General features: G+C 67.1%; 19 protein-coding genes. 10 read left to right on the top strand and 9 right to left on the bottom strand.

All coding sequences use genetic code 11. The features are described 5' to 3' along the window. Window positions 1–177 precede the first annotated feature (177 nt). From ACZK5G_RS09075 to ACZK5G_RS09065, 3 genes are all read left to right on the top strand, one after another. A complete protein-coding gene (locus ACZK5G_RS09075) occupies window positions 178–1,674 on the top strand; it encodes an aminotransferase class III-fold pyridoxal phosphate-dependent enzyme (protein WP_478466086.1) in 1,497 nt (498 codons plus the stop codon). Between the two features lie 315 nt (window positions 1,675–1,989). Beyond that, window positions 1,990–2,955: an IS110-like element ISStma4 family transposase gene (locus tag ACZK5G_RS09070; protein ID WP_032130373.1), complete on the top strand. Its 966-nt coding sequence runs from the start codon at window positions 1,990–1,992 to the stop codon at window positions 2,953–2,955. A gap of 161 nt (window positions 2,956–3,116) precedes the next feature. Beyond that, a complete protein-coding gene (locus ACZK5G_RS09065; protein ID WP_032128301.1) occupies window positions 3,117–3,710 on the top strand; it encodes an LOG family protein in 594 nt (197 codons plus the stop codon). A 19-nt stretch (window positions 3,711–3,729) separates the two neighbouring features. On the opposite strand, the gene ACZK5G_RS09060 is transcribed toward ACZK5G_RS09065, so the two are convergent. Continuing rightward, window positions 3,730–6,570 carry a bifunctional diguanylate cyclase/phosphodiesterase gene (locus ACZK5G_RS09060; RefSeq protein WP_049400107.1) on the bottom strand — a complete coding sequence of 947 codons (2,841 nt, stop codon included), beginning with the start codon at window positions 6,568–6,570 and terminating at the stop codon, window positions 3,730–3,732. Between the two features lie 247 nt (window positions 6,571–6,817). On the opposite strand from ACZK5G_RS09060, the gene ACZK5G_RS09055 reads away from it, so the two are divergent. From ACZK5G_RS09055 to ACZK5G_RS09035, 5 genes are all read left to right on the top strand, one after another. Beyond that, window positions 6,818–7,336, top strand: coding sequence for an RNA polymerase sigma factor (locus ACZK5G_RS09055; RefSeq protein WP_229301232.1), 519 nt, complete (start codon window positions 6,818–6,820; stop codon window positions 7,334–7,336). Continuing rightward, window positions 7,333–8,334, top strand: coding sequence for a hypothetical protein (locus ACZK5G_RS09050; protein WP_478466085.1), 1,002 nt, complete (start codon window positions 7,333–7,335; stop codon window positions 8,332–8,334). Before ACZK5G_RS09055 ends, ACZK5G_RS09050 begins: the two co-directional genes overlap by 4 nt. Window positions 8,335–8,374: 40 nt before the next feature. Continuing rightward, window positions 8,375–8,971, top strand: coding sequence for an IMPACT family protein (locus ACZK5G_RS09045; RefSeq protein WP_049400110.1), 597 nt, complete (start codon window positions 8,375–8,377; stop codon window positions 8,969–8,971). Next, window positions 8,964–10,736, top strand: a complete 1,773-nt coding sequence (locus ACZK5G_RS09040; protein WP_049400111.1) for an ABC transporter transmembrane domain-containing protein — start codon at window positions 8,964–8,966, stop codon at window positions 10,734–10,736. The genes ACZK5G_RS09045 and ACZK5G_RS09040 overlap by 8 nt, the downstream gene beginning before the upstream one ends. A gap of 70 nt (window positions 10,737–10,806) precedes the next feature. After that, complete coding sequence (locus ACZK5G_RS09035; RefSeq protein WP_005409247.1) at window positions 10,807–11,001, top strand: hypothetical protein; 195 nt, start codon at window positions 10,807–10,809, stop codon at window positions 10,999–11,001. A 266-nt stretch (window positions 11,002–11,267) separates the two neighbouring features. Here the strand turns inward: ACZK5G_RS09035 and ACZK5G_RS09030 are convergent, their stop codons facing one another. From ACZK5G_RS09030 to ACZK5G_RS09020, 3 genes are all read right to left on the bottom strand, one after another. Beyond that, entirely contained in the window at window positions 11,268–12,392 is a 1,125-nt protein-coding gene (locus ACZK5G_RS09030; protein WP_478466084.1) for a prephenate dehydrogenase, read from the bottom strand. Continuing rightward, window positions 12,389–13,297 carry a pyridoxal kinase gene (pdxY, locus tag ACZK5G_RS09025; RefSeq protein ID WP_478466082.1) on the bottom strand — a complete coding sequence of 303 codons (909 nt, stop codon included), beginning with the start codon at window positions 13,295–13,297 and terminating at the stop codon, window positions 12,389–12,391. Before pdxY ends, ACZK5G_RS09030 begins: the two co-directional genes overlap by 4 nt. Window positions 13,298–13,880: 583 nt before the next feature. After that, window positions 13,881–15,080 carry an MFS transporter gene (locus tag ACZK5G_RS09020; protein ID WP_071229475.1) on the bottom strand — a complete coding sequence of 400 codons (1,200 nt, stop codon included), beginning with the start codon at window positions 15,078–15,080 and terminating at the stop codon, window positions 13,881–13,883. 72 nt (window positions 15,081–15,152) lie between these two features. Between ACZK5G_RS09020 and ACZK5G_RS09015 the strand changes: the two genes are divergently transcribed. Continuing rightward, window positions 15,153–15,950 (top strand): AraC family transcriptional regulator, encoded by a 798-nt coding sequence (locus ACZK5G_RS09015; RefSeq protein ID WP_478466080.1) that lies wholly within the window; start codon window positions 15,153–15,155, stop codon window positions 15,948–15,950. 92 nt (window positions 15,951–16,042) lie between these two features. Here the strand turns inward: ACZK5G_RS09015 and dnaJ are convergent, their stop codons facing one another. The 4 genes from dnaJ to hrcA form a co-directional block, all read right to left on the bottom strand. Next, complete coding sequence (dnaJ, locus tag ACZK5G_RS09010) at window positions 16,043–17,167, bottom strand: molecular chaperone DnaJ (RefSeq protein WP_478466079.1); 1,125 nt, start codon at window positions 17,165–17,167, stop codon at window positions 16,043–16,045. Between the two features lie 154 nt (window positions 17,168–17,321). Then, window positions 17,322–19,247 (bottom strand): molecular chaperone DnaK, encoded by a 1,926-nt coding sequence (gene dnaK, locus ACZK5G_RS09005; RefSeq protein WP_032128291.1) that lies wholly within the window; start codon window positions 19,245–19,247, stop codon window positions 17,322–17,324. A 182-nt stretch (window positions 19,248–19,429) separates the two neighbouring features. Further along, the gene (grpE, locus tag ACZK5G_RS09000; RefSeq protein ID WP_032128290.1) at window positions 19,430–19,945 is read right to left on the bottom strand and encodes a nucleotide exchange factor GrpE; all 516 of its coding nucleotides are present in this window, start codon (window positions 19,943–19,945) and stop codon (window positions 19,430–19,432) included. Between the two features lie 63 nt (window positions 19,946–20,008). Then, a complete protein-coding gene (gene hrcA, locus ACZK5G_RS08995; protein WP_107432375.1) occupies window positions 20,009–21,073 on the bottom strand; it encodes a heat-inducible transcriptional repressor HrcA in 1,065 nt (354 codons plus the stop codon). Between the two features lie 115 nt (window positions 21,074–21,188). Here hrcA and recN point away from each other — a divergent pair, with 115 nt between their 5' ends. Further along, window positions 21,189–22,850 (top strand): DNA repair protein RecN, encoded by a 1,662-nt coding sequence (gene recN, locus ACZK5G_RS08990; protein ID WP_478466077.1) that lies wholly within the window; start codon window positions 21,189–21,191, stop codon window positions 22,848–22,850. Window positions 22,851–22,960: 110 nt separating this feature from the next. Here recN and ACZK5G_RS08985 read toward each other — a convergent pair whose 3' ends face one another. Further along, window positions 22,961–23,878 carry a LysR family transcriptional regulator gene (locus ACZK5G_RS08985; protein WP_478466076.1) on the bottom strand — a complete coding sequence of 306 codons (918 nt, stop codon included), beginning with the start codon at window positions 23,876–23,878 and terminating at the stop codon, window positions 22,961–22,963. Between the last annotated feature and the right edge of the window lie 25 nt (window positions 23,879–23,903).

Raw genomic sequence — 23,903 nt, 5'->3', positions numbered from 1 at the left:
GCGGCGAACGTCGCGCAAAATGCTGCTATGCAGCAGGTTTCTGCGGGGTTATCGCGCAAAAAAACAAGTGCTAGCATCGAGTCGGAAGTCCGCTGCACGAGCCTGCCCCAAGCGCGCGTGATGACGCGCGTTTTGCTTTTGAAGACCCGTGCGACCCATTGTTTCAGGAGATCTGCAATGAGCTTCATCGAACGCCTCGCCCCCCTGCGCAACCAGCCCGGCACCCGCCTCACCTCCGGCCTGGACGACGCCACCCTGACCGCCCTGTCCGCCAACCACCCGCAGCTGATCGCCGCGGTGGACGCCGCCGCCGAGGAATTCGCGCGCGTGCAGGCCGACCTGGGGCCGCTGCTGGCGCAGGACGAACAGGCGCAGATCGACGCGATGCAGGACGGTTTCGTCAATTTCTATGCCGATGACGCGGTGACCCCGTATGTGGCACTGGCTGCGCGCGGCCCGTGGGTGGTCACCCTGAAAGGCGCCGTGCTGTACGACGCCGGCGGCTACGGCATGCTCGGCTTCGGGCACACCCCGGACGCCGTGCTGGAGGCGATGGCCCGCCCGCAGGTGATGGCCAACATCATGACCCCCAGCCTGTCGCAGCAGCGCTTCATCACCGCCCTGCGCGCCGAGATCGGCCACCGCCGTGGCGGCTGCCCGTTCGCCCGTTTCATGTGCCTGAATTCCGGTTCCGAGGCGGTCGGCCTGGCCGCGCGCATCGCCGACGTCAACGCCAAGCTGCAGACCGACCCGGGCGCACGCCACGCCGGTGCTGCGATCAAGCGCGTGGTGGTCAAGGGCAGCTTCCACGGCCGTACCGACCGCCCTGCCCTCTATTCGGACTCCAGCCGCAATAGCTACATGCAGCACCTGGCCAGCTACCGTGGCGAGGATTCGGTGATCACCGTGGCGCCGTACGACGAAGCCGGCCTGCGCAAGGTGTTCGAGGATGCCGCACGCAACCAGTGGTTCATCGAGGCGGTGTTCCTGGAACCGGTGATGGGCGAAGGCGACCCGGGCCGCTCGGTGCCGCCGTCGTTCTATGCCGTTGCCCGCGAACTGACCCGTGCCCATGGCAGCCTGCTGCTGCTCGACTCGATCCAGGCCGGCCTGCGTGCGCATGGCGTGCTCTCGGTGGTCGATTACCCGGGCTTCGAAGGCCTGGACCCGCCGGACATGGAGACCTACTCCAAGGCACTCAACGCCGCGCAGTACCCGCTGTCGGTGCTGGCGGTGACCGAGCATGCCGCGCAGCTGTACCGCAAGGGCATCTATGGCAACACGATGACCAGCAACCCGCGTGCGCTGGACGTGGCCTGCGCCACTCTGGCCCAGCTGACCCCGCAGGTGCGCGCCAACATCGCCGAGCGTGGTGCCGAGGCCGTGCGCAAGCTTGAACAGCTGAAGAACGAGCTGGGCGGACTGATCACCAAGGTGCAGGGCACCGGCCTGCTGTTCTCCTGCGAACTGGCGCCGCAGTTCAAGTGCTACGGCGCCAACTCCACCGAGGAATGGCTGCGCCAGCACGGCATCAACGTGATCCACGGTGGCGAGAACTCGCTGCGCTTCACCCCGCACTTCGGCATGGACAGCGAGGAGCTGGACCTGCTGGTCGGCATGGTGGGCCGTGCACTGCGTGAAGGCCCACGCCGCGAGCAGGCTGCGGCGGCGTAAGTCTCGTTCTTTGTAGAGTCGAGCTTGCTCGACTGCACTTCGTTCAGGCGCCGCGATAGTCGAGCAAGCTCGACTCTTGTGTCTTGGATCGTGCCCTGATCAGGCACAATCCCCCGGTGACCCGGGAGGCTCCGATGACGCTGCCTCGGCTCTTAAGCCTTCGAGCTTGCAAAGTAGATTCAGCGCGTCGGCGGCCTGACACCGCCATGGAACTTGAACGGTATCTTAGGCCCGCCATCGGGTGAGAGCCTGTACTCACAAGGGCAAGTCTGGCGGCTTCCGATCACGATCGTAAGTTCAAGCTGGAGCGAAATCATGCAATTTATCGGCATCGACGCAGCCAAGGCGACTTTTGACATCGCCCTGCCTCTATCTCACGGCAAGTATCGAACCAAGGCCAAACTCCCCAATACGCCAAAGGGTTTTGATGAGCTTCTGGCTTGGCGCGCCAAACATGCGCCGAACGCGGCGGTAGGTATGGAGGCTACAGGCATCTATCACGAGGCCTTGGCTCAAGCACTGGTGGAGGCAGGGGTCGTGGTTCATGTGGCCAATCCCGCCCGAGTAAAGGCGTTTGGGCAGGCGGAGGGGATGCGGACCAAGACTGACCGCAGCGACGCCAAGCTGATTGCCCGTTTTTTTGAGGCACAACGCTCGGAAAAGCTATATCCCTACGTTCCACCGACGCCCTCGGAGGTGAAGCTGCGCGCCTTGGTACGGCGTCGAGATGACCTCCAGGAAATGCTGCAGATGGAGCACAACCGCCTGGACGTTGCCGATATCTCGGTCCAGCAAGGGATCAAGGATGTGATCCGGACGTTGGAAGAGCAGATCAAGCAGGTCCAGAAGGCGATTGAGGACCATATCGATAACGATCCGGACCTGCGCCGGCGTCATCAACTGCTTACCAGCATCCCCGGTGTAGGCAACACCAGCAGTGCCCAGCTGTTGGCCATTCTGGGGGATCTAAGCAAATACAGCGACGTGCGCCAGGTGGTTGCCCACGCGGGCCTGAATCCGGCCCAGCGTCAATCAGGAAACTACGAAGGCAAATGCCGGATATCACGCGTCGGCGACGCCAATTTCCGCAAAAAGCTGTACATGCCGGCGCTGACCGGGAAGACCCACAACCCCACACTGAAGTCCTTTGCAGACCGGCTCAGCGCGAAAGGCAAGCCCTTCAAGGTCGTCATGTGTGCAGTGATGCGCAAGCTCATCCATCTGATTTGGGGCGTACTGAGAAGTGGCCGACCCTTTGAGCCTGACGTCGCCCTTGCCTAGGCGAGGGCGACACGGTATCTACTGAACGAAGGGCAGCCGAGCGTGGCTCGGCTCTACAGACAGCAACCGCGAAGGTCCATACTCCATAGACACCCCGTCCCTGACCGCCCTGCGGTCGGCGACGGGGCGTTTTCGTTTCCGGCCAAGAGACAGGAAGATCCATGAAATCGATCTGTGTGTACTGTGGTTCCAACGCTGGCAGCAAGCCGGCCTATACCGAACGGGCCCTGGCCCTGGGCGACCGCATCGCCCGCGACGGGATGCGCCTGGTGTACGGCGGCGGCAATGTCGGCCTGATGGGAACCGTGGCCAATGCCGTGCTCGCCGCCGGCGGTGAAGTGACCGGCGTGATCCCGCGCCAGCTGGCCGACTGGGAAGTGGCCCACCGCGGCCTGACCGAACTGGAAATTGTCGGTTCGATGCATGAGCGCAAGTCGCGCATGTTCGACCTCGCCGATGGCTTCGTCACGCTGCCCGGCGGCTTCGGCACCATGGAAGAGATCTTCGAGATGCTGACCTGGCGCCAGCTTGGCATCGGCAACAAGCCGTGCGCCTTCCTCGACGTGGAAGGTTTCTACGCCCCGCTGATCGGCATGATCGACCGCATGGTGGAAGAGCGCTTCCTGCACCCGGACCAGCGCCAGGACCTGTGGTACGGCTCGGATATCGAAGAGATGCTGGAGTGGATGAAGAACTACAAGCCAGCGCAGGCCTCGAAGTGGATCGACGAAAAGCGTCGCGCCGCCCTGCGCTGATGCTTTCCTGCGCGGCGGCTCAGACCGCCGCGCAACTCCACGGTGCGGGCCGCCCCAGCAGATAGCCCTGGCCGTAGTCGCAACCCAGTTCGCGCAGGGTCTGCCGCTGCGCCTCGGTTTCGATGCCCTCACCGATGGTCTCGATGCCCAGCGTACGCGCCAACGACAGCACGCCCTCGACCAGCGCCCGCGTGCTCTGCACTTCCGGCCCATGCAGGCCGGCGATGAAGCTCTGGTCGATCTTCAGCGTACTGATCGGGAAACGGTGCAGGTAGGACAGCGCCGAGAAGCCGGTACCGAAATCGTCCAGCTGCACCTGGATGCCGCGCTCGCGCAGGCCCTGCAGGATGCGCAGCGTGTGCGGGCCATCGTCCAGCAGCGCCACCTCGGTGATCTCCAGGCGCAGCCGGCGCGGATCGGCACCACATGCATCCAGCAGGCCGAACAGGCGGCCGCTGAACCCGGCGGAGCGGAAATGGCGCGGTGATACGTTCACCGAGACGTAACTCTGCCCGCCCTCGGCCAGGCCGGCAATCACCTGTTCGTAGATCAGCCAGTCGACCTGCTCGATCAGGCCGCTTTCCTCGCCCAGCTCCAGGAACGCCCCCGGCAGCAGAAGGCCGCGGCGCTCATGCTGCCAGCGCAGCAGCGCCTCGTGGCCCACCACCTCGCCATCGGACAGGCGCACGATCGGCTGGTAGAACGGCACGAAATCGCGGTTGTTGATCGCACGACGCAGGTCGGCTTCCAGATCGAGGCTGCGCATGGCCTGCTCGCGCATGTCTTCGTCGAAGATCGCACAGCGGTCATGGCCCTGCGCCTTGGCCCGGTACATTGCCGCGTCGGCATCACGCAGCAGCTCTTCGCCGGTGCGGTAGCGGGGGTTCCACAGCGCGATGCCCAGGCTGCCGGACGGGAACAGCTCGCGCCCGGCGATCCACATCGACTCCTGCAGCGCCAGCAGCAGGCGCTGGCCAAAGTCCAAGGCCTGGGCCAGGCCCTGCGGGCATTGCAGCAGCACCGCGAATTCGTCACCGCCCAGCCGGGCCACCACGTCCTCGGTGCCGGCCATCGATACGATGCGCTTGGCCACTTCCACCAGCATGCGGTCGCCGGCGGCATGGCCGATGCTGTCGTTGACCAGTTTGAAGCGGTCCAGATCGAGGAACAGCACGGCGAACACCGGGCCGCCCTCACGCTTGGCCAGTGCCAGCGCATCCTGCAGGCGGTCCAGCAGATGCAGGCGGTTGGGCAGCCCGGTCAGCGCATCGTGCATGGCCTGGTGGGTCAGGCGCTGTTCGGCACGCAGGCGCTCGCCGATCTGGCCGAGCAGCTTTTCGTTGACCTCGGCCAGTTCGCGCGTGCGCTCCTCCACGCGCTTCTCCAGCTCGGCATGCGCCGAGCGCAGCCGTTGCTGGTCGCGCTGACGGGCCAGGCCGGTACCGATGTTCTGCGCGACGAAGGTCAGCAGGCGCTGGTCATGCACGCTGAAAATGCTGTTCTCGCTGTAGCTCTGCACCACGATCGCGCCGACCACTTCGTCGTCGCGCAGCAGCGGTACGCCCAGCCAGCAGTGCGAACGCGCACCGGATTCACGCACTTCGCCACTGGCCAGCAGCGCATCGATCTGCGCGCGTGATGCCAACAGTGGCCGCCGGTTGCGCACGACGTACTCGGTCAGGCCCCGGCTGAACGGTCGCGGCGCGCGGCTGGCGTTGTGCTCGTCCACCGAATAGACGAAGTCCAGGCCGTTGCCGGCCGGGTTGACCAGGGCGATGTAGAAATTGCGAGCGTCGAGCAGGCGCCCGACCACCCCATGCACCTGTCCGTAGAACTGCGCCAGGCTGTCGGCCGACATCGCCATCTCGGCGATGTTGTACAGGGCGGTCTGCAGCTGTTCGGCACGCCGACGCTCGGCCACCTCGTCCTGCAGGCTGTGATTGGCGCGCTGCAGTTCCTGGGTGCGCCGCGCCACCTGCTGCTCCAGCCGCACCTGCGCCTGGCGCCGGTCCATCGCGGTCTGCACGTGCTGCGCAACGAAGCCCAGCAATGCGCGCTCGGCCTCGCCATAGCGGGCCGCCTGCTCATAGCTCTGGACCACGATGGCACCGCATACGCGGCCATCGCGCAGCATCGGCACGCCCAGCCAATCCAGGCTTTCGGGCCCGCGTTGCGGGTCGTGCTCCTGCTCCATCACCTGCGCCAGCAGTTCGCGCGAGGGACCACTGAGCGGCTTGCCATGACGCAGCAACGCCACGGTCAGGCTGCGCGGCATCTCGCTGGCGTCATGGCTCTGCGTGGGATCGGCGACGAAATCATCGACCTGATCGGCGAAGTACAGGAAACGGATCTGGTCGCGCACATCGTCGTATTCCACGATGTAGCAGTTCTCGGCATACATCAGCGTGCCCAGCACACCATGCACGTGGCGCAGCATCTCAGGCATTTCCAGGTCGGCACCGGCCAGATCTGCAATCTGGAACAAGGCCTGCTGCAACCGCTCGGCCTCTTCCAGCGCCTTGATCTGGCCGGCCTGGCGGCCGCGCTGCAGCGCCAGCTCCATCGCCTGCCGGGCAACCCCCCACCATGCCGGCGAAGGCACCGCGCCTTCCACCGACAACAGCAGGCGCGCCCCATCATGTTCCCAGCCGTGCTGGCCATCGCCCACGCCTGGCGCTGCCGCATCACCTCCGGCAGCCGCCCTCGGCCAGGCCCCCTGGCCACGGCCAAGCTGCGGGTCATCCCAGCCGACGCGGACCACAGCCGTTTCCGGCAGAAGCGCATGCAACGCGCGCACCAGCGCCGTGCTCAGCACGGCCTCGTGTGGTGGCTCTTCCGCCGGTTCAGCATGCGTGGACAAATGACAATCTCTTGGCGCCGTCAGTGCGTCGCCTCCCCTGAGCCGCCGAGCATAGCGCGCCACCCGGGGGGCAATGGAAGCCCGTAAACCCCGAATCGTGCGCCCGTACGTTTTTCCTGCTGACCGTAGCCCCTTCCGAGCCATGACCCTCGCCCTGCCCGCCCTCGCCACCGGCTATGCGCCATCGCCTGCAGGCCTTACCCTGTACGCCGTGGAAGCCAGCGCACTGCCAACCGATGAAGCCTTGATGCTGGCCTGGGCCGGTGGCGACCTGCGCGCGTTTGAAAGCCTGTATGCGCGCCATCGCAAGCGCCTGTTCGGCTTCCTGCTGCGGCAACTGCGCGACAACGCGCTGGCCGAGGAGATCTTCCAGGACGTCTGGCAGCGGGTGATCAGCGCCCGTGCGGGGTGGCAACCGGACGCGGCGTTCAGCACCTGGCTGTTCCGCATCGCCCACAACCGCCTGAACGACCATTGGCGCGCCGCCCGCCACCGGCCGGCTGCCCCGGCCGATGCCGACCTGCGCCTGGCCGCGATCGAGGATGGACAGACCCCGGAAGGCGAGCTTTCCGAATTCGAACAACGTCGCCGCATCCAGCTGGCGATGGAACAACTGCCGCCGGAGCAGCGCGAAGTGCTGCAACTGCGGCTGGATCAGGAACTGAGCCTGGAGGAGATCGGCCAGATCACCGGCGTAGGCCGGGAAACCGTGAAATCGCGGCTGCGCTATGCGATGGACAAGCTGCGTGCGGGATTGAACGCATGAACCGAGACGAACCGCTGACGCCGGAAGAACGCGAGCTGGCCCGGCTGCTCGGCCGTCGCGCCGAACAGGCACCGCCCGCCGCACTGGACGCCGCCATCCTGGCCGCGGCCCGCGCTGCCGTGGACGCTCCGGCTGCCGATGCGGTCGCCTCTCCCGAAGCACCACGTACGCAGCGCACACGCCCGCGTTGGCCGGCGGTGTTCGGCATCGCCGCCTCGATGGTGTTCGCCATCGGCATCGCCTGGCAGCTGCGTCCGGAACCGCCACCGATTCCGGCGGGTGAGGCCGCTGTTGCGGCGGCACCGGCTGCGGCAGAAGACGTCGCGGCTGCCGATCAGGCCGCTGAGCGCAGTGCAGCCGACAGCGCGGTGGCGACTGCGGAACCGGCCGCTGCGCCCGCAGCACCCGAGGCAGCCCCGGTTGCCGCCCCGGCACCGGCCATCGCGCGCGCAAGCAAGCCTGCGCCGGCCGAGACCGCTGAAGCGCCGGCCCAGGCTGCACGATCGATGGCTGCGGATGCGGCCGCCGATACCTCCTTTGCGGCCCTGCCGCCCGCTCCGGCCGCAGCGCTGGCAGCAGCCCCCCCTGCGCCTCCGGCTCCCACCGCCTACTCCGCACCCGCGCCGCTGATGGCGCCGGTTGTCGCCAGTGGTTCGCTGAAGGCCCGCTCGGCAGGCACGCCAGAGTCCAACAGCGTGCAGGCCGAACAGGCCCCGGCATTGGACCGGGTAGAAATCACCTCGATGAAGCGCGAGGCTCCCAGCCGTTTCGCACCTGGCATCATGCGCCGCGGCAGCGATGCGGGCCTGAGCGCGGATGCCGTGCAGGCCGAGGTGGACGCTGACGCACGACTGCCGCGCCGGCAGTGGCTGCAGAAGATCCGTACACGACGCGACGACGGCCAGCGCGATCTGGCCCGTGCCAGCCTGGAGCGCTACATGCAGCAGTACCCGGAAGCACGCCTGCCGCGCGACCTGCGCCCGCTGCTGGACGACTGAAGCGGACGGGAATACCCGGCAACCCCGTAGAATGACGGGAATGCTCGATACTCTCGCCCAGCCGGTCAGCCACACGCTGGAAGTCAAACACAGCCGTTTCATCGCCCATGCCGCGCCGATCGATGGCGCCGCAGCGGCCATGGCGTTCCTGCAGCAGGTTGCGGTGGCCGATGCCACCCACAACTGCTGGGCCTACCGGCATGGGCAGGACTATCGCTCCAGCGACGATGGCGAGCCGGCCGGCACGGCTGGACGTCCGATCCTGGCGGCGATCGACGGCCAGGGTTTCGACCGGGTGATGGTGGTAGTGACGCGCTGGTTCGGCGGTATCAAGCTCGGTGCCGGTGGCCTTGTGCGCGCCTACGGCGGCGCCGCCGCCGAGTGCCTGCGCACTGCCCCGCGCCTGCCGCTGGTGGCGATGGCCCGGCTGCAGCTGCTGGCCGGCTTCGAGGACCTGGGTACCCTGCATGCCACCCTGCCCGCCTTCGGTGCCGAAAAGCGCGATGAACAGTTCGATGCCAATGGTGTGTGCCTGCGGATCGAATTGCCTGCCGATCAGGTCGACGCATTGAAAATCCGCCTGCGCGACGCCACCCGTGACCGTATCCGCATAGAAGACGACGACCAGGATGACTGACAAGGACGACGCCCCCGCTTCGACCCCGCCGCTGCGGCGCCTCGGCAGCCTGCGCACGCTGTGGCCATTCGTGCGCCGCCACAGCGGCCTGTTCACCGCCTGGCTGCTGGCCCTGGCGGTGTCTTCTGCAGCCACGCTGAGCCTGCCTCCGGCGGTGAAGCAGATGATCGATCACGGTTTCAGCAGCGGCGGCCAGATCAACCGTGCCTTCGCCCTGCTGATGCTGGTGGCGGTCGTCATGGCGTTGGGCACGGCGGCGCGCTTCTACTTCGTATCGTTGCTGGGTGAAAAGGTCGTGGCCGACCTGCGCAGCCAGCTGTATGCCCACCTGATCCAGCTGGGCGCCGGCTTCCACGACCGCAGCCGCAGCGGAGAGCTGGTCTCGCGCCTGACCGCGGACACCGAACTGCTGCGCAGCGTGGTCGGCTCAACCATGTCAGTGGCGCTGCGCAGCACGGTCACCGTCATCGGCAGCCTGGCGATGCTGTTCGTCACCAGCCCGCGGCTGGCCGCATGGTCGCTTCTCGGCATTCCACTGGCGGTGCTGCCGATCATCATCGGCGCGCGCAAGCTGCGCACGGTCGCACGCAACAGCCAGGACCGCATCGCCGATGCCAACAGCCTGGCCAGTGAAACCCTGGGTGCGGTACGCACGGTGCAGGCACATGCACGCGAGCCTTACGAGCGCGGGCGCTTCGACAAGGCACTCGGTGATGCCATCGGCGCCGCCCGTCGCCGCATCGGCGCACAGTCGCTGGTCACCGCCAGCGCCATCCTGCTGGTGTTCGGCGCCATCGTCGGTGTGTTGTGGCTGGGCGCGCACGACGTCATCGACGGCCGCCTCAGCGCCGGTACGCTGGGCCAGTTCGTGCTGTATGCATTGATCGGTGGCGGCTCGGTGGGCGCGCTGGCCGAAGTGTGGAACGAACTGCAGCGCGCGGCCGGCGGCATGGGCCGCATCGGCGAACTGCTGCAGGAAGACATCGAAATCCGCGCGCCGGCACAGCCGCACGCGCTGCCGCAGCCGCTGCGTGGCGAGATCCGGTTCGACGACGTGGTGTTCCACTACCCGCAGCGACCGGACCAGGCCGCACTGGACCACTTCAACCTGCACGTGCACCCCGGCGAGACCGTGGCGCTGGTGGGTCCGTCGGGGGCGGGCAAGAGCACGGTGCTTTCGATGCTGCTGCGCTTCCATGATCCAGCCAGCGGCCGCATCGACGTGGACGGCATCGACGTGCGCCAGGCCGACCCGGCCGAGCTGCGTGCGCAGCTGGCGCTGGTGCCGCAGCAGCCGACGCTGTTCGCTGCCAGTGCGCGCGACAACATCCGCTATGGCCGCCTGCAGGCCAGCGACGCCGAAGTCGAGGCTGCCGCGCGTGCCGCCGAGGCCGATGGCTTCCTGCGCGCGTTGCCGCAGGGCTATGACAGTGAGCTGGGCGAGCGCGGTGCCCGCCTGTCCGGTGGCCAGCAGCAGCGTGTGGCGATTGCCCGTGCGCTGCTGAAGGATGCGCCGATCCTGCTGCTGGACGAAGCGACCAGCGCGCTGGACGCGCAGAGCGAGCACAGCGTGCAGCAGGCGCTGGAGCGGCTGATGGCGGGCCGCACCACACTGGTCATTGCCCACCGCCTGGCCACCGTGCTCAAGGCCGACCGCATCGTGGTGATGGACCAGGGCCGCATCGTCGCCGAGGGCACGCACGCACAGCTGCTGGCAGAAGGTGGACTGTACGCTGAACTTGCGCGCCTGCAGTTCATCGATTGATGACGTCCGGCTAACATCGGCGCGGCCAAGCTGGCCGCGCAACAGCCGCATCCGCTGAAGGAGGTGCACGATGTCGTTCCGTCAGTTTCCCGCCGTCGACAGCAACGGCGAAAGCCACATCATCATCGAGTTCAAGCCCGAGGCGAATGGCAGCGGGCATCACTCCGAAGCCACGCCACGCTACGAACTGGATGACGGGCGGCCGCTGGTGCGCGATGGCCGCGAGTTCACCACCAGTGGCGGCGAGCTGCGGCTGACGATCTGAGGTTGGCCGGGCATGACCCCGGCGCTACCCGATCTCGTATCGCCCCGCTCTGGCGGGTGTCGACCTTGATCGACCCGCTTTCTTGCCTCTGGTAGGTGTCGACCTGGGTCGACACGCCTTTTGCCCAAGGCGGTCGAGCATGGCTCGACGCTACAAAAGGCGTGATCATTTTTTGGCCAGGCATCTTGACAGCCTTGGCTGGCAAGGCCTGAGCAAGGTTATCCACACGTTTGCTCAGGAACCATCCACACCGCCTGTGGATGAATTCAGCCCAGTACCCGCCCGATGCCGCTGGCGTCCACGTCGGCTGCTGCCCGGGTGATCGCCGCAGCATCGCTGCCGGCCACGAACCCGATGCGGAAATGCACTTCGCCACCAGGCGTGCGCGAGGAATGGATTGAAGCCAGGCTGATGCGATGCTGCTCGAACACGTTCAGCAGCTCACGCAGTGAGCCTGGCCGGTCCTCCGGCAGGTGCACCGACAACGCATTACGCTCGGTCAGGTCAGCCAGCAGATAACCCACGCGTTCAAAGGTGTAGTTGCCGTCCGCCAGCGCCTGCTCGCCGAAGGCACTGCGGTTGGCCGACAGCAGCTGCTCGCGGAATTCACCACGCGCACGGTCGTCGCCCTGCCCGACCTGCGCCTGCAGGGCCTGCAGCTGGCCGACCAGCCGTTCCAGCATCGGCGCCACGTACGGGTTACCGAACTGGATGTCTTCGTAGATCGCCGGGTTGAGCGACAGGATGCGCGAGATGATCGCCGTGTCCAACTCGAACGATGCCGAGCGGTACGGCATCATCGCGGCCAGATCGCCCAGCTGCGGCTGGTACTGGCACAGCACGCCGGCCTGGGCCAGGTGGGTGGCATGCACCATCGCCTGTACCAGCGCCATCATCTGATCGTGGTGCTGCGGCGTGGCCCGCACGCACTCGGCCTGCAGCGCAGTGCACAGCGTATCGACCCATGGCTGCCAGTGCTGCAGCCGCGCTTCGCAGACCACCATCACCCGGCCCTTCAGGGTCGGCGCCTTGGGTGGCGCGGTCATCGGGTGCAGGCCGACCACTTCGGCTTGAGAGGCCAGCATCGCCTGCACCGGCGCTTCCTTCACCGAGGTCACGTCCAGCCATAGCCGGTCCTGCTCACGGCCGGCCGACTGCCGCACGTACTCGGCAATCAGAGCCGGCGTATGCCGGATCGGTGCCGAGAACACCAGCACGTCGGCCTGCGCCAGCAGCTGTTCCGGCGTATGCGAGTCCGGATCGGCCGGATCGTGGCCGATCACCTGCAGCTGCATGTGCTGCTGGAAGAAGCGGCTCAGCCAGCGCCCATAGGCGCCGGCACTGCCGACGATGCCGACCGTGCGCGGCGTGCGTTCGTGCAGACCGCTCATGCCACGTGTTCGGCACGGAAGCGCGTGCCTTCGGCCAGCGCGGCAGGCGCCGCCGCGATCACGTCGAACTCTTCGAAGCCATTGTCCAGAGTCGCCTCCAGCGCCGCGTGGGTACCGGCAATCGCACGCGAAATCGCCTGCTGCATCGATTCACCTCGCAACAGGAACGACACCACCAGCGACATCAGCACGTCACCGGTGCCGGCCACGTCCACCGGCAGCAGCGGCGAAGTCCAGCGCCAGGTTTCCTCGCGACCGACCGCCAGGGTCACCAGCTCACCCGGGTTACCGCCCACGCTGTGCGCGATCACCCAGTGCGGGCCACGGTCCAGCAGCGTGCGCGCGGCGGCGATGGCATCGGCCTCGGCCAGTGCCGGCATACCGGTCAGACGATTCAGTTCGAAGGCGTTCGGGGTCACCAGCCAGGCATGCGGCAGCAATCGCTCGGCGAAGATCGCTTCCAGGCCCGGTTCCACGTAGGGGCCGGTGTGGGTGTCACCAATCACCGGATCCAGGCAGTAACGCAGCTGCGGACAGACCGGCAGGATGTTGTCCAGCCAGTCGGCGAAGGCGGCACCGTTGGCGGTGCTGCCGAAGTAACCGGAAACCAGCATCTTCGCCCGCTGCGGCAGACCGCGCTCGTGGGTGCCCAGCAGCAGGTCCGCGAACCAGTCGGCGGGCAGCACCCGACCGCGCGTGGTGTCGTAGAACGGCGCATTGCTCAGCAACACGGTCGGGATTTCCGCGACGCGCACACCGAGCGCACGCATCGGCGGTACGGCGGCGCTGTTGCCGGCGTGGCCGTAGACAAGTTGCGACTGGACCGAGATGACATCGATCGGCGACGGGCCATCGGGCCGCTGGCGGCGGCCGTGGACCAGGTGGTTATCAAGGGATTCGCTCATGGCCGCATTCTACGCCCAAGGAAGTTTTCGGCAGGGCTTGCAGCCCTGCACCTGCTCAATGCAACGGCAACCGCAACGGCCGAAGCCAAAGCGGCATTCCGTGGGGTGGCGAGGCGGTGTCGGAGTGCGGGGACGCCGCAAGTACGTCCTTGTAGGCTTCGCAGCGGCATCCATGCCGCTGACACCCCGCAATCCGACACCGCCCCACCTTCGACAGGTTCACGCGGCTGTTGGTAACTACGGCTGTTGTTCCGCGCGGCTGTTGGTAGGTGTCGACCTTGGTCGACACATCTGTCAGACATCGAATGAGTCATCCACGCATGGCGTGGATCTACCGTGTCGACCAAGGTCGACACCTACCAGAGCAGTAAGCCGTTCCGGCAGATCACGGAAAACTGTCGAAGGCGGGGTGGGTCCGGTTGAGGGGGCGTGAGCGCCATGGATGGCGCGACCGAGGCTACAGGGACGTATTTACGCCGTCCCCCTCAACCGGACCCACCCCGCCAACCCACGGAATGCAGGCTTTTGACGTTGACGTTGCCTCTGCAGGTGCAGGGCTGCAAGCCCTGCAAACCCCACCCCCTCAGTGAGCAGCAGGCCGCGACGGTGGCAGCCACGCCGCCACGATGCCCAGCAGCGGCAGGAACGCGGTCAACTGGTAGACGTACTCGATGCTGGTCTTGTCCGCCAGCAGGCCCAGGACAGCCGCCCCAAGCCCGCCCATGCCGAAGGCGAAGCCGAAGAACAGGCCGGACACCATGCCGATGCGGTGCGGCATCATCTCCTGCGCGTACACCACGATCGCCGAGAACGCCGAGGACAGCACGAAGCCGATCAGCACCGCCAGTACGGTCGTCCACAGCAGATCAGCATGCGGCAGCATCAGCGCGAACGGCGCCACGCCCAGGATCGAGGTCCAGATGATCGGCTTGCGGCCGATGCGGTCACCCAGCGGGCCACCAAGGAAGCCGCCAGCGGCGGACGCCACCAGGAACGCGAACAGATGCAGCTGGGCCTGCGCCACCGGAATGCCGAAATGGTGGATCAGGTAGAAGGTGAAGTAGCTGCCGATGCTGGCCATGTAGAAGTACTTGCTGAAGATCAGCACCAGCAGGATCGCCAGCACCTTGGCCACGGTGCGAGACGGATGCCGCGGCGCCATCGCAGCCGTGCTGACCGGTCGAGGCGTACCCAGATGCAACGCGTACCAGCGGCCGACATAGGTCAGCAATGCGATGCCGATCAGGGCAGCACCGGCAAACCACGATGCGGCGTGCTGGCCATACGGCACGATCACTGCGGCGGCAATCAGCGGGCCCAGCGCGGTTCCGAAATTGCCACCGACCTGGAACACCGACTGCGCGAAGCCGTGACGGCCGCCCGAGGCCAGTCGCGCGATGCGCGAGGCTTCCGGATGGAAGATGGCCGAGCCAATGCCGACCATCGCCGCCGCCATCAGCACCACCGCGTAGTTCGGTGCGAAGCCGAGCAGCAGCATGCCGCACAGGGTCGAGGCCATGCCGATCGGCAGCGAGTACGGTGCAGGGCGACGGTCGGTGGCCATGCCGATCAACGGCTGGAAGATCGAGGCGGTAAGCTGGTAGGTCAGGGTGATCAGGCCGATCTGGGTGAAGCTGAGATTGAAGCCGCCCTTGATCACCGGATAGATGGCCAGGATCAGCGACTGCATCATGTCGTTGACGACATGCGAGGTGGAAATGGCGGCCAGCACGCCGGGGGCCACCGGGCGTGAGGTCGTTGCGGGAGAAGCCAGGGTCGACATGGACACAGTCAGGTTGGGGGCGAGCCACGCATGCTACGGTGGCCTCCCCCTCCCTTCTGCCGCGTTCGGGTCATGGCATATCGTAAAAAGGACACTCCCTGCCCGGTCCGCGAGACTGCACCGTGGAACGAGGTTCCGGTACACCGCCCGGTGACCTGCCGCGCCCGCCACTACAAACCCGGCACCCACATCGCGCCCCACCGGCATCGCCGTCACCAGCTGGTGTTCGCCATGTCCGGACTGATGGTGGTGCGTGCGGACGGCGGCCGCTGGGTGGTGCCCTCGACCCGCGCGATCTGGGTGCCGGCCGGCATGGCCCATGCGGTGGACTGCATCGCTGAGGTGCATATGCGCAGCCTGTATGTGGAACCGGACTTCGCGCCGCAGCTGCCGGACGAGGCGTTCGCGGTACAGGTAGCGCCGTTGCTGCGCGAGCTGCTGCTCGCCGCCAGCCTGATCGAGACCGCGCATGTGGATGACAGCCGCGACGGCCGCGTGGTGCGCCTGCTGCTGGACGAGCTGCACCGCATGGACGTGCTGCCGCTGCACCTGCCCTCGCCCACCGACCCGCGCCTGCAGCGGATCTGCCAGCACATCCAGAAACACCCCGGCGACGACGCCACCCTGCTGGACTGGGCGCAGGCGCTGCAGGTGGACGTGAAAACCATCCAGCGTCATTTCGCCAGCGAACTGGGCATGACCTTCGGGCAGTGGCGGCAACAGGCGCGGCTGCTGGCCGCCCTGGAGCGACTGGCGGTCGGCGACAAGGTCATCGATGTCGCGCTGGCGATGGGCTACGACAGCCCGAGTGCATTCACCAGCATGTTCAAGCGCCAGCTCGGGCAGACGCCGGCGGCGTTTTTCCGGTAGCGCCGGGCCATGCCCGGCGGCGGCAGTGCGGCACCACAAAGGAAAACGCCGGGCATTGCCCGGCGCTGTCGTTCAACACATGCGTCGATGGATCAGGACGTCATCCGGTCCCAGAAGCCCTTCACGCCATCCATGAAGGTGGCCGACTTCGGCGAATGCTTGCGCGCTTCCTCGCCGACGAAGGTGGCTTCGAACTGCTCCAGCAGCTTGCGCTGCTCGTTGGTGAGGTTGACCGGGGTCTCCACCACCACGCGGCAGTACAGGTCGCCTTCGCTGCGGCTGCGCACCGAACGCACGCCCTTGCCACGCAGGCGGAACAGCTTGCCGGTCTGGGTCTCGGCCGGGATGCGGATCTCCGCTTCGCCGCCCAGGGTGGCCACGCGCACGGTGTCACCCAGTGCCGCCTGCGAGATGCGGATCGGCACTTCGCAGTGCAGGTCGTCGCCATCGCGCTGGAAGATCGCATGCTCGCGCACGCGCACTTCCACGTACAGGTCACCCGGCGGCGTACCGGCCGGGCCGGCCTCGCCCTCGCCCTGCAGGCGGATGCGGTCGCCGGTATCGACGCCCGCCGGCACCTTCACCGACAGCACCTTGTCTTCCTCGACACGGCCATTGCCGTGGCAGGTCTTGCAGGGCTTGGCGATGATCTGGCCGCGGCCGCCGCAGTTGTGGCAGGCCTGCTGCATTGCGAAGATGCCGCGCTGGATGCGCACCTGGCCGCGGCCATGACACACATTGCAGGTCTCGACCTTGCCGTCTTCGGAGCCACTGCCATCGCAGTCGCCGCACTCGGTCAGGGTCGGAATCTCGATGCGGCGCTCGACGCCGCGCACGGCTTCTTCCAGGTCCAGCTCCATCACGTAGCCGATGTCGGCGCCACGACGGGCCTGGCGCGGACCACCGCCGCCACCACCAAAGATGTTGCCGAAGATATCGCCGAAGATATCGTTCATGTCCGGGCCGCCCGGACCGCCTCCGCCCATGCCGTGCTCGAACGCGGCGTGGCCATGGCTGTCGTACATGCGGCGCTTGTTGCCGTCGGACAGCACTTCGTAGGCTTCCTTGCACTCCTTGAAGGAGGCTTCGGCCGCCGCATCACCCGGGTTGCGGTCCGGATGGAACTTCATCGCGCAGCGACGGTAGGCCTTCTTCAGCTCTTCGTCGTTGGCGGTGCGGGCAACGCCCAGCACTTCGTAGTAATCGCGCTTGCTCATATCGTGAATCGGGTTCCGGAAAGTCGGGATTCGTCAAAGCGGAAGAGCGGAACCAGGTCCGCTCTTGCGTCGGGCGCCCCGACACGCCGGTGGGCGGTCAGGACCCTGATGCGACAACGGGACGCTGATGGCCAGCGTCCCGTGTCGGTCCGGATCAGGACTTCTTGTCGTCCTTGACTTCGGTGAACTCGGCGTCCACCACGTCATCCTGCGGCTTGCCCGCATTGCCAGCGTCGGCACCCGGGGCGGCACCGCCCTGGTCGGCCGAAGCGGCGGCGAACAGCGACTGGCCGGCTTCTTCCAGTGCCTTCGACTTGGCTTCGATCTGTGCCTTGTCGTCACCCTTCATCGCGGTTTCCAGGTCGGCCAGCGCCGCCTCGACCTTGCCGATGACATCGCCGCCCACCTTGCTGCCGTGCTCGGTGATGGCGCTGCGGGTGCCATGGATCAGGGCGTCGGCCTGGTTGCGGGCCTGCACCAGCTCCTGGAACTTCTTGTCTTCTTCGCGGTTGGCTTCCGCGTCGGCGACCATGCGCGCGATCTCTTCCTCGGACAGGCCCGAACCGGCCTTGATCTCGACCTTCTGTTCCTTGTTGGTCTTCTTGTCCTTGGCCGACACGTGCAGGATGCCGTTGGCGTCGATGTCGAAGGACACTTCCACCTGCGGCAGGCCGCGCGGGGCCGGCTCGATGCCGGACAGGTCGAACTTGGCCAGCGACTTGTTGAAGCGGGCCTGTTCGCGCTCACCCTGCAGCACGTGCACGGTCACGGCCGACTGGTTGTCCTCGGCGGTGGAGAACACCTGCGAAGCCTTGGTCGGGATGGTGGTGTTCTTCTCGATGATCTTGGTGAACACGCCGCCCATGGTTTCGATACCCAGCGACAGCGGGGTCACGTCCAGCAGCAGCACGTCCTTGACGTCGCCGCCCAGCACGCCGCCCTGGATCGCAGCACCCAGTGCCACGGCTTCGTCCGGGTTGACGTCCTTGCGCGGTTCCTTGCCGAAGAACTCGGTCACCGCCTGCTGCACCTTCGGCATGCGGGTCTGGCCACCGACCAGGATCACTTCGCTGATGTCGCTCGAACGCAGGCCGGCATCGTTCAGGGCGACGCGGCACGGCTCGATCGACTTCTTGATCAGGTCTTCCACCAGCGCTTCCAGCTTGGCGCGGGTCAGCTTGATGTTCAGGTGCTTCGGACCCGAGGCGTCAGCGGTGACGTACGGCAGGTTCACTTCGGTCTGCTGGGCGCTGGACAGCTCGATCTTGGCGCGCTCGGCGGCGTCCTTCAGGCGCTGCAGGGCCAGCGGATCCTTGCGCAGGTCGATGCCCTGGTCCTTGTTGAACTCTTCAACCAGGTACTCGATGACGCGGTTGTCGAAGTCTTCGCCGCCCAGGAAGGTGTCGCCGTTGGTGGCCAGCACTTCGAACTGCTTCTCGCCGTCGACGTTGGCGATCTCGATCACCGAGACGTCGAAGGTGCCGCCGCCCAGGTCGTACACCACGATCTTGCGATCCTTGTTGTCACCCTTGTCCAGGCCATAGGCCAGCGCAGCCGCAGTCGGCTCGTTGATGATGCGCTTGACGTCCAGGCCCGCAATGCGGCCGGCGTCCTTGGTCGCCTGGCGCTGGCTGTCGTTGAAGTAGGCCGGCACGGTGATGACCGCTTCGGTGACCTTCTCACCGAGGAAGTCCTCGGCGGTCTTCTTCATCTTTTCCAGCACCTTGGCCGAGATTTCCTGCGGGGCCATCTTCTTGCCGTCGCTGGTCGACACCCAGGCGTCGCCATTGTCATGGGCCAGGATGCCGTACGGGACGTGCGCGATGTCCTTCTGCACTTCGGCGTCGGTGAACTTGCGGCCGATCAGGCGCTTCACCGCGTAGAAGGTGTTCTTCGGGTTGGTCACGGCCTGGCGCTTGGCCGAGGCGCCGACCAGGACTTCGCCGTCCTTGGTGTAGGCGACGATCGACGGGGTGGTGCGATCGCCTTCCGAATTCTCGATGACGCGGGCCTTGCCGCCGTCCATGATCGCCACGCACGAGTTGGTGGTGCCGAGGTCGATACCAATGATCTTGCCCATGGGGGAGACTCCTGAGGATGCTTGTTGGGGTCAGTCCGGCCGCTCGGCCGGTGGATGAATACGATGTGGGGGAGGCTCGTGGAACATTCAAGCCACCTCCCGAACGCTGTGTTCAGCGCCTGGAAAACCTTGCCAGGCATGGCCTGGCACGACCGGGACCGGGCATCGCCCGGCCCGGCCGATCAATCGGCGGCCACCACCACCAGCGCCGGCCGCAGCAGGCGCTCGTTGAGCAGGTAGCCCTTCTGGAACACGGTCACCACGCTGCCCGGGGCGGCGCCCGGGGTCGGCACCTGGCTGATCGCCTGGTGGTGTTCCGGGTTGAACGGCTGGCCGATCGGGTCCAGCAGGACCAGGCCGTTGTCGGCAGCGACCTTCAGCAGCTGCTTGTAGGTCAGCTCCAGGCCTTCGCGCAGCGGATGCGGGTCGTCGCCGGCGGCCTTCAGGCCGGCATCCAGGCTGTCGAATACCGGCAGCAGCTCGCCAAGCAGCTTCTCGTTGGCGAACTTGCGGGCCTGCTCGATGTCACGGGCAACACGCTTGCGCTGGTTCTCGAGGTCGGCGCGCTCACGCAGCGCATCGGCCTTGATCTGCTCGACTTCGGCGCGCAGGCGCTCCACTTCGTCGTTGACGCCGGCGGCGGCGGCCGCATCGGCGGCAGTCTGCTGGGATTCGATATCTGGATGTTCGTGGTTCATGTCTGGGTCCCTGGCGGTCAGTCTCCGCCTCCACCCACCCTAGTGTGGGCGGGATGCTGCGTTTCAAGCGTCGGATGTTCCGGGAGTGCGCCCGGCCGGTGAAAAGGCCGCGCCGAGCACATCGGCAGTGGCCTGGACCAGCGGAATCATGCGGTCGTAGGCCATCCGCTTGGGGCCGATCACGCCCAGCACGCCCAGTACCTGGCCATTGGCGGTGTACGGGGCGGTGACCAGCGAGACCCCCTGCAGCGGCATCATCCCGGTCTCCTCGCCAATGAAGATGCGCACGCCCGGGGCCTGGATGGTCCGCTCCAGCAGCTGCAGGATCTCGCGCTTGCTGGAGAACAGCTCGAACAGCTCGCGCAGGCGCTCCAGGTCGGACAGGTCCTGCACCCCCATCAGCCGGGTCTGGCCGGCCACCAGCATGTCGTCGGCGGCCGGCTGCAGGGCCTGCTCGGCCAGTTCGATGCTGTGCGCCAGCAGCTGCTCCAGCTCGGAACGGGCATCGCGCAGCTCCAGCAGCAGGCGGGTGCGGATCTCGGCCATCGGCAGGCCGGCGAAATGCGCATTGAGGTAGTTGGCCACCTGCTCCAGCTGACCCGGCGCGAACTCCTGCCGGGTCTCGATGACGCGGTTCTGCACCTCGTTGTCGGCAAACACCAGGATCGCCAGCACCCGGCGCCCGTCCAGCGCCACGAAATCGATCTGGCGGAAGGCGAACTGCTCGCGCCGTGGCGCGCTGACCACGCCGACGAAGTGACTCATCGCCGACAGCAGCTCCGAGGCGCTGCCGAGCAGGGCCTGGGTGCTGCCGCCGCTGGCCAGCTCCTGGCGCAACCGGGCCAGCTCGCCCTCGCCCGGCGGCTGCATCTGCAACAGGCTGTCGACGAACACCCGGTAACCATGCGCGGTCGGGATGCGCCCGGCCGAGGTGTGCGGCGAGGCCAGCAGCCCCAGGTCTTCCAGGTCGCCGAGGATGTTGCGGATGGTGGCCGGGCTGACCTCCAGGCCGGCCACGCGCGCCAGCGTCTGCGAGCCGACCGGCTCACCGTCCTGGATGTAACGCGCAATCAGCGTGCGCAGCAGATGGCGCGCACGCGGGGCAAGCTGGTCGGGAGAACCGTGCATGGAATCAACCTGTGAGACACGGACACTAGATAATGGCGGCGCATCACCTTGGCAAGTCATTGGACCTCCCTCGCCCGCGTGCTAGCGTTGCGCGGCTGCTGATACCCCCTTACCCATGCTCAGACATCTTTCGATCAAGGATTTTGCCGTCGTCCGCGCCACCGAACTGGAGTTCGGGCCAGGCATGACCGTGGTTTCAGGCGAGACCGGCGCCGGCAAGTCGCTGATGGTCGACGCGCTGGGCTTCCTGTCCGGCCTGCGTGCCGACAGTGGCGTGGTCCGCCATGGCGCCGCCCGCGCCGAGCTTTCGGCCGAATTCGTGCTGGACCAGCTGCAGGCCGCGCGCCAATGGCTGGCCGACAACGAGCTGGATGACGAGGAACAATGCCAGCTGCGCCGCGTGATCCGTGCCGACGGCGGTTCGCGGGCGTGGATCAATGGCCGTCCGGTGACCCTGGCCCAGCTGGGCGACCTGGCCTCGCTGCTGGTGGAGATCCACGGCCAGCACGAACAGCAGGCCCTGCTGACGCGCCCGTCGCAGCTGGCCTTGCTGGATGCCTATGCCGGCAACGAGAACGAGCGCCGCCAGGTGCGCCGCGCCGCCGCGGCCTGGCAGGCCCTGGTCGATGAATCGCTGGCGCTGTCGCAACAGGGCGACGTCAGTGACCGGATCGGCTTCCTGGAGCACCAGCTGCGCGAACTGGACCGCGAAGATCTGGAACCGGAGTCGATCGTCGCACTCGGTGCCAGCCACCGCCGCCAGGCCCACGCCAGCGCCCTGCTGAGCGCCTGCCAGGCGGCCAGCAACCAGCTCAATGGCGACGACGGCAGTTCCGCGCTGGACCTGCTGCAGCAGGTGCGCCACGAGCTGTCGCGCCTGATAGAACACGACCCGCGCCTGGGCGAGGTGGACGGCCTGATCGAGAACGCCTCGATCCAGCTGCACGAAGCCCTGTCGCTGCTGGACCGGGTGCATGACGACCTCGACGCCGACCCGGAGCAGTTCGAGGAGAACGAGCGTCGTCTCGGCCGCCTGCACGACCTGGCCCGCAAGCACCGCGTGCCGATGGACGAGCTGGGCGCGCAGCGCGAGCGCATGCATGCCGAAGTGGAACAGCTGCGCGGCGCCGACGAACGCCTGCAGCGCCTGGCCGGCGAAATCGACAAGGCCGCTGCGGCCTGGCGCGTACAGGCCGAGGTGCTGACCGCCAGCCGTCGCAGCGCCGCTGCCGAACTGTCGGCCACCACCACCGGCATCATCGCCGAGCTGGGCATGGGCGGTGGCCAGTTCCTGATCGAACTGGAGCCGCAGGATTCCGGCAAGCCCGATCCACAGGGTGCGGAGCGCGTGGAGTTCCTGGTCGCCGCCAACGCCGGCCAGCCACCGCGCGCCCTGCGCAAGGTGGCCTCGGGCGGTGAACTGTCGCGCATTTCGCTGGCCATCGAAGTGGCCGCGCTGGACCTGGATGCGGTGCCGACCATGGTGTTCGACGAAGTCGACTCCGGCATCGGTGGCGCGGTGGCGGACATCGTCGGCCAGAAGCTGCGCGCCCTTGGCGAGAAGCGCCAGGTGCTGTGCGTGACCCACCTGCCGCAGGTCGCCTCCAAGGGCCACGCCCATTACCGGGTCAGCAAGGCCCCGGTGGAAGGCATGACCCAGAGCGCAGTGGAAAAGCTGGACAGCAAGGCGCGCGAGGAAGAACTGGCGCGCATGCTGGGCGGCGTGGAAGTGAGCAAGGAAGCGCGCGCCGCCGCACGCAAGCTGCTGCAGGTCTGACGCCGCCCGAGCCGAGCATGGGCCCGGCTTCCGCGCGGTAGTGCCGGCCGCTGGCCGGCAACCCGATGCGGGTCGGCGAAGATCGTGAGGTTGCCGGCCAGCGGCCGGCACTACCCCTGTGGCCGCGCCAGATCCACCGTTTCCACCAGAAAATCAAGGAACGCGCGCACCCGCAGCGGCAGGTAGCCGCCCTGCCCCAGGAACACCGCGTGCACCTCTTCCAGGTCACCGGGGTTGGCCTCCTCCAGCACCGGCAGCAGGCGTCCGGCGGCGATGTCCTCCTGCACCTGGTAGGTCGCCAGCCGCGCCATGCCCAACCCGCCCAGCACCAGCTGCCGCAGCGCGTTGCCGTTGCTGGCGCGGGCATTGCCACTGGGCAGCAGCATGCGCTCGCGACCGTCCTGCAGCAGCGGCCAGCCCTGCATCGCACGCGCATGGCCGATGTCCAGACGGTTGTGCGACATCAGCTCCTCAGCGTTGCGCGGCAGTCCATGCCGCTGCGCGTAGGCTGGTGCGGCCACGATCATCATCCGCGTCGCACCCAGCCGTCGCGCCACCAGGCTGGAACTCTTCAGCGGGCCGGCCCGCACCGCCACGTCGGTGCGCTGCTCAAGCAGGTCGATCACCTCGTCGTTGAGGGTCAGATCCACCCCCACCTGCGGATTGCGCTCCAGGAATGCCGGCAACAGCGGCAACAGGAAATGCTGGCCGAACGGCACGTTGGAGTTGACCCGCAGGCGTCCGCGCGGCTCGGCATGGGCGCTGGCGCAGCGCTCGGCCTCCTCCAGGTCGGCCAGCACGCGCAGGCCGCGCTCGTAGAACGCGCAGCCTTCCGGGGTCAGCTGCAGCTGGCGGGTGGAGCGCTGCAGCAGGCGCGTACCCAGCCGTTGCTCCAGCCGGGCCACCAGCTTGCTGACTGCCGACGGCGTCATGTCCAGGGTGCGGGCGGCGGCAGAGAAGCCACCGGTCTCGATCACCCGCACGAACACTTCCAGTTCGCCGGATCGGTTGATGTCGGGTCGCGCCATGGCGATGAATCCAGTTCACAGATGA

The organism is Stenotrophomonas sp. 62841_Sma (genome assembly GCF_056482945.1).
The sequence above is the reverse complement of the archived record's forward strand: the minus strand, read 5'-3'. Positions and strand labels throughout refer to the sequence as shown.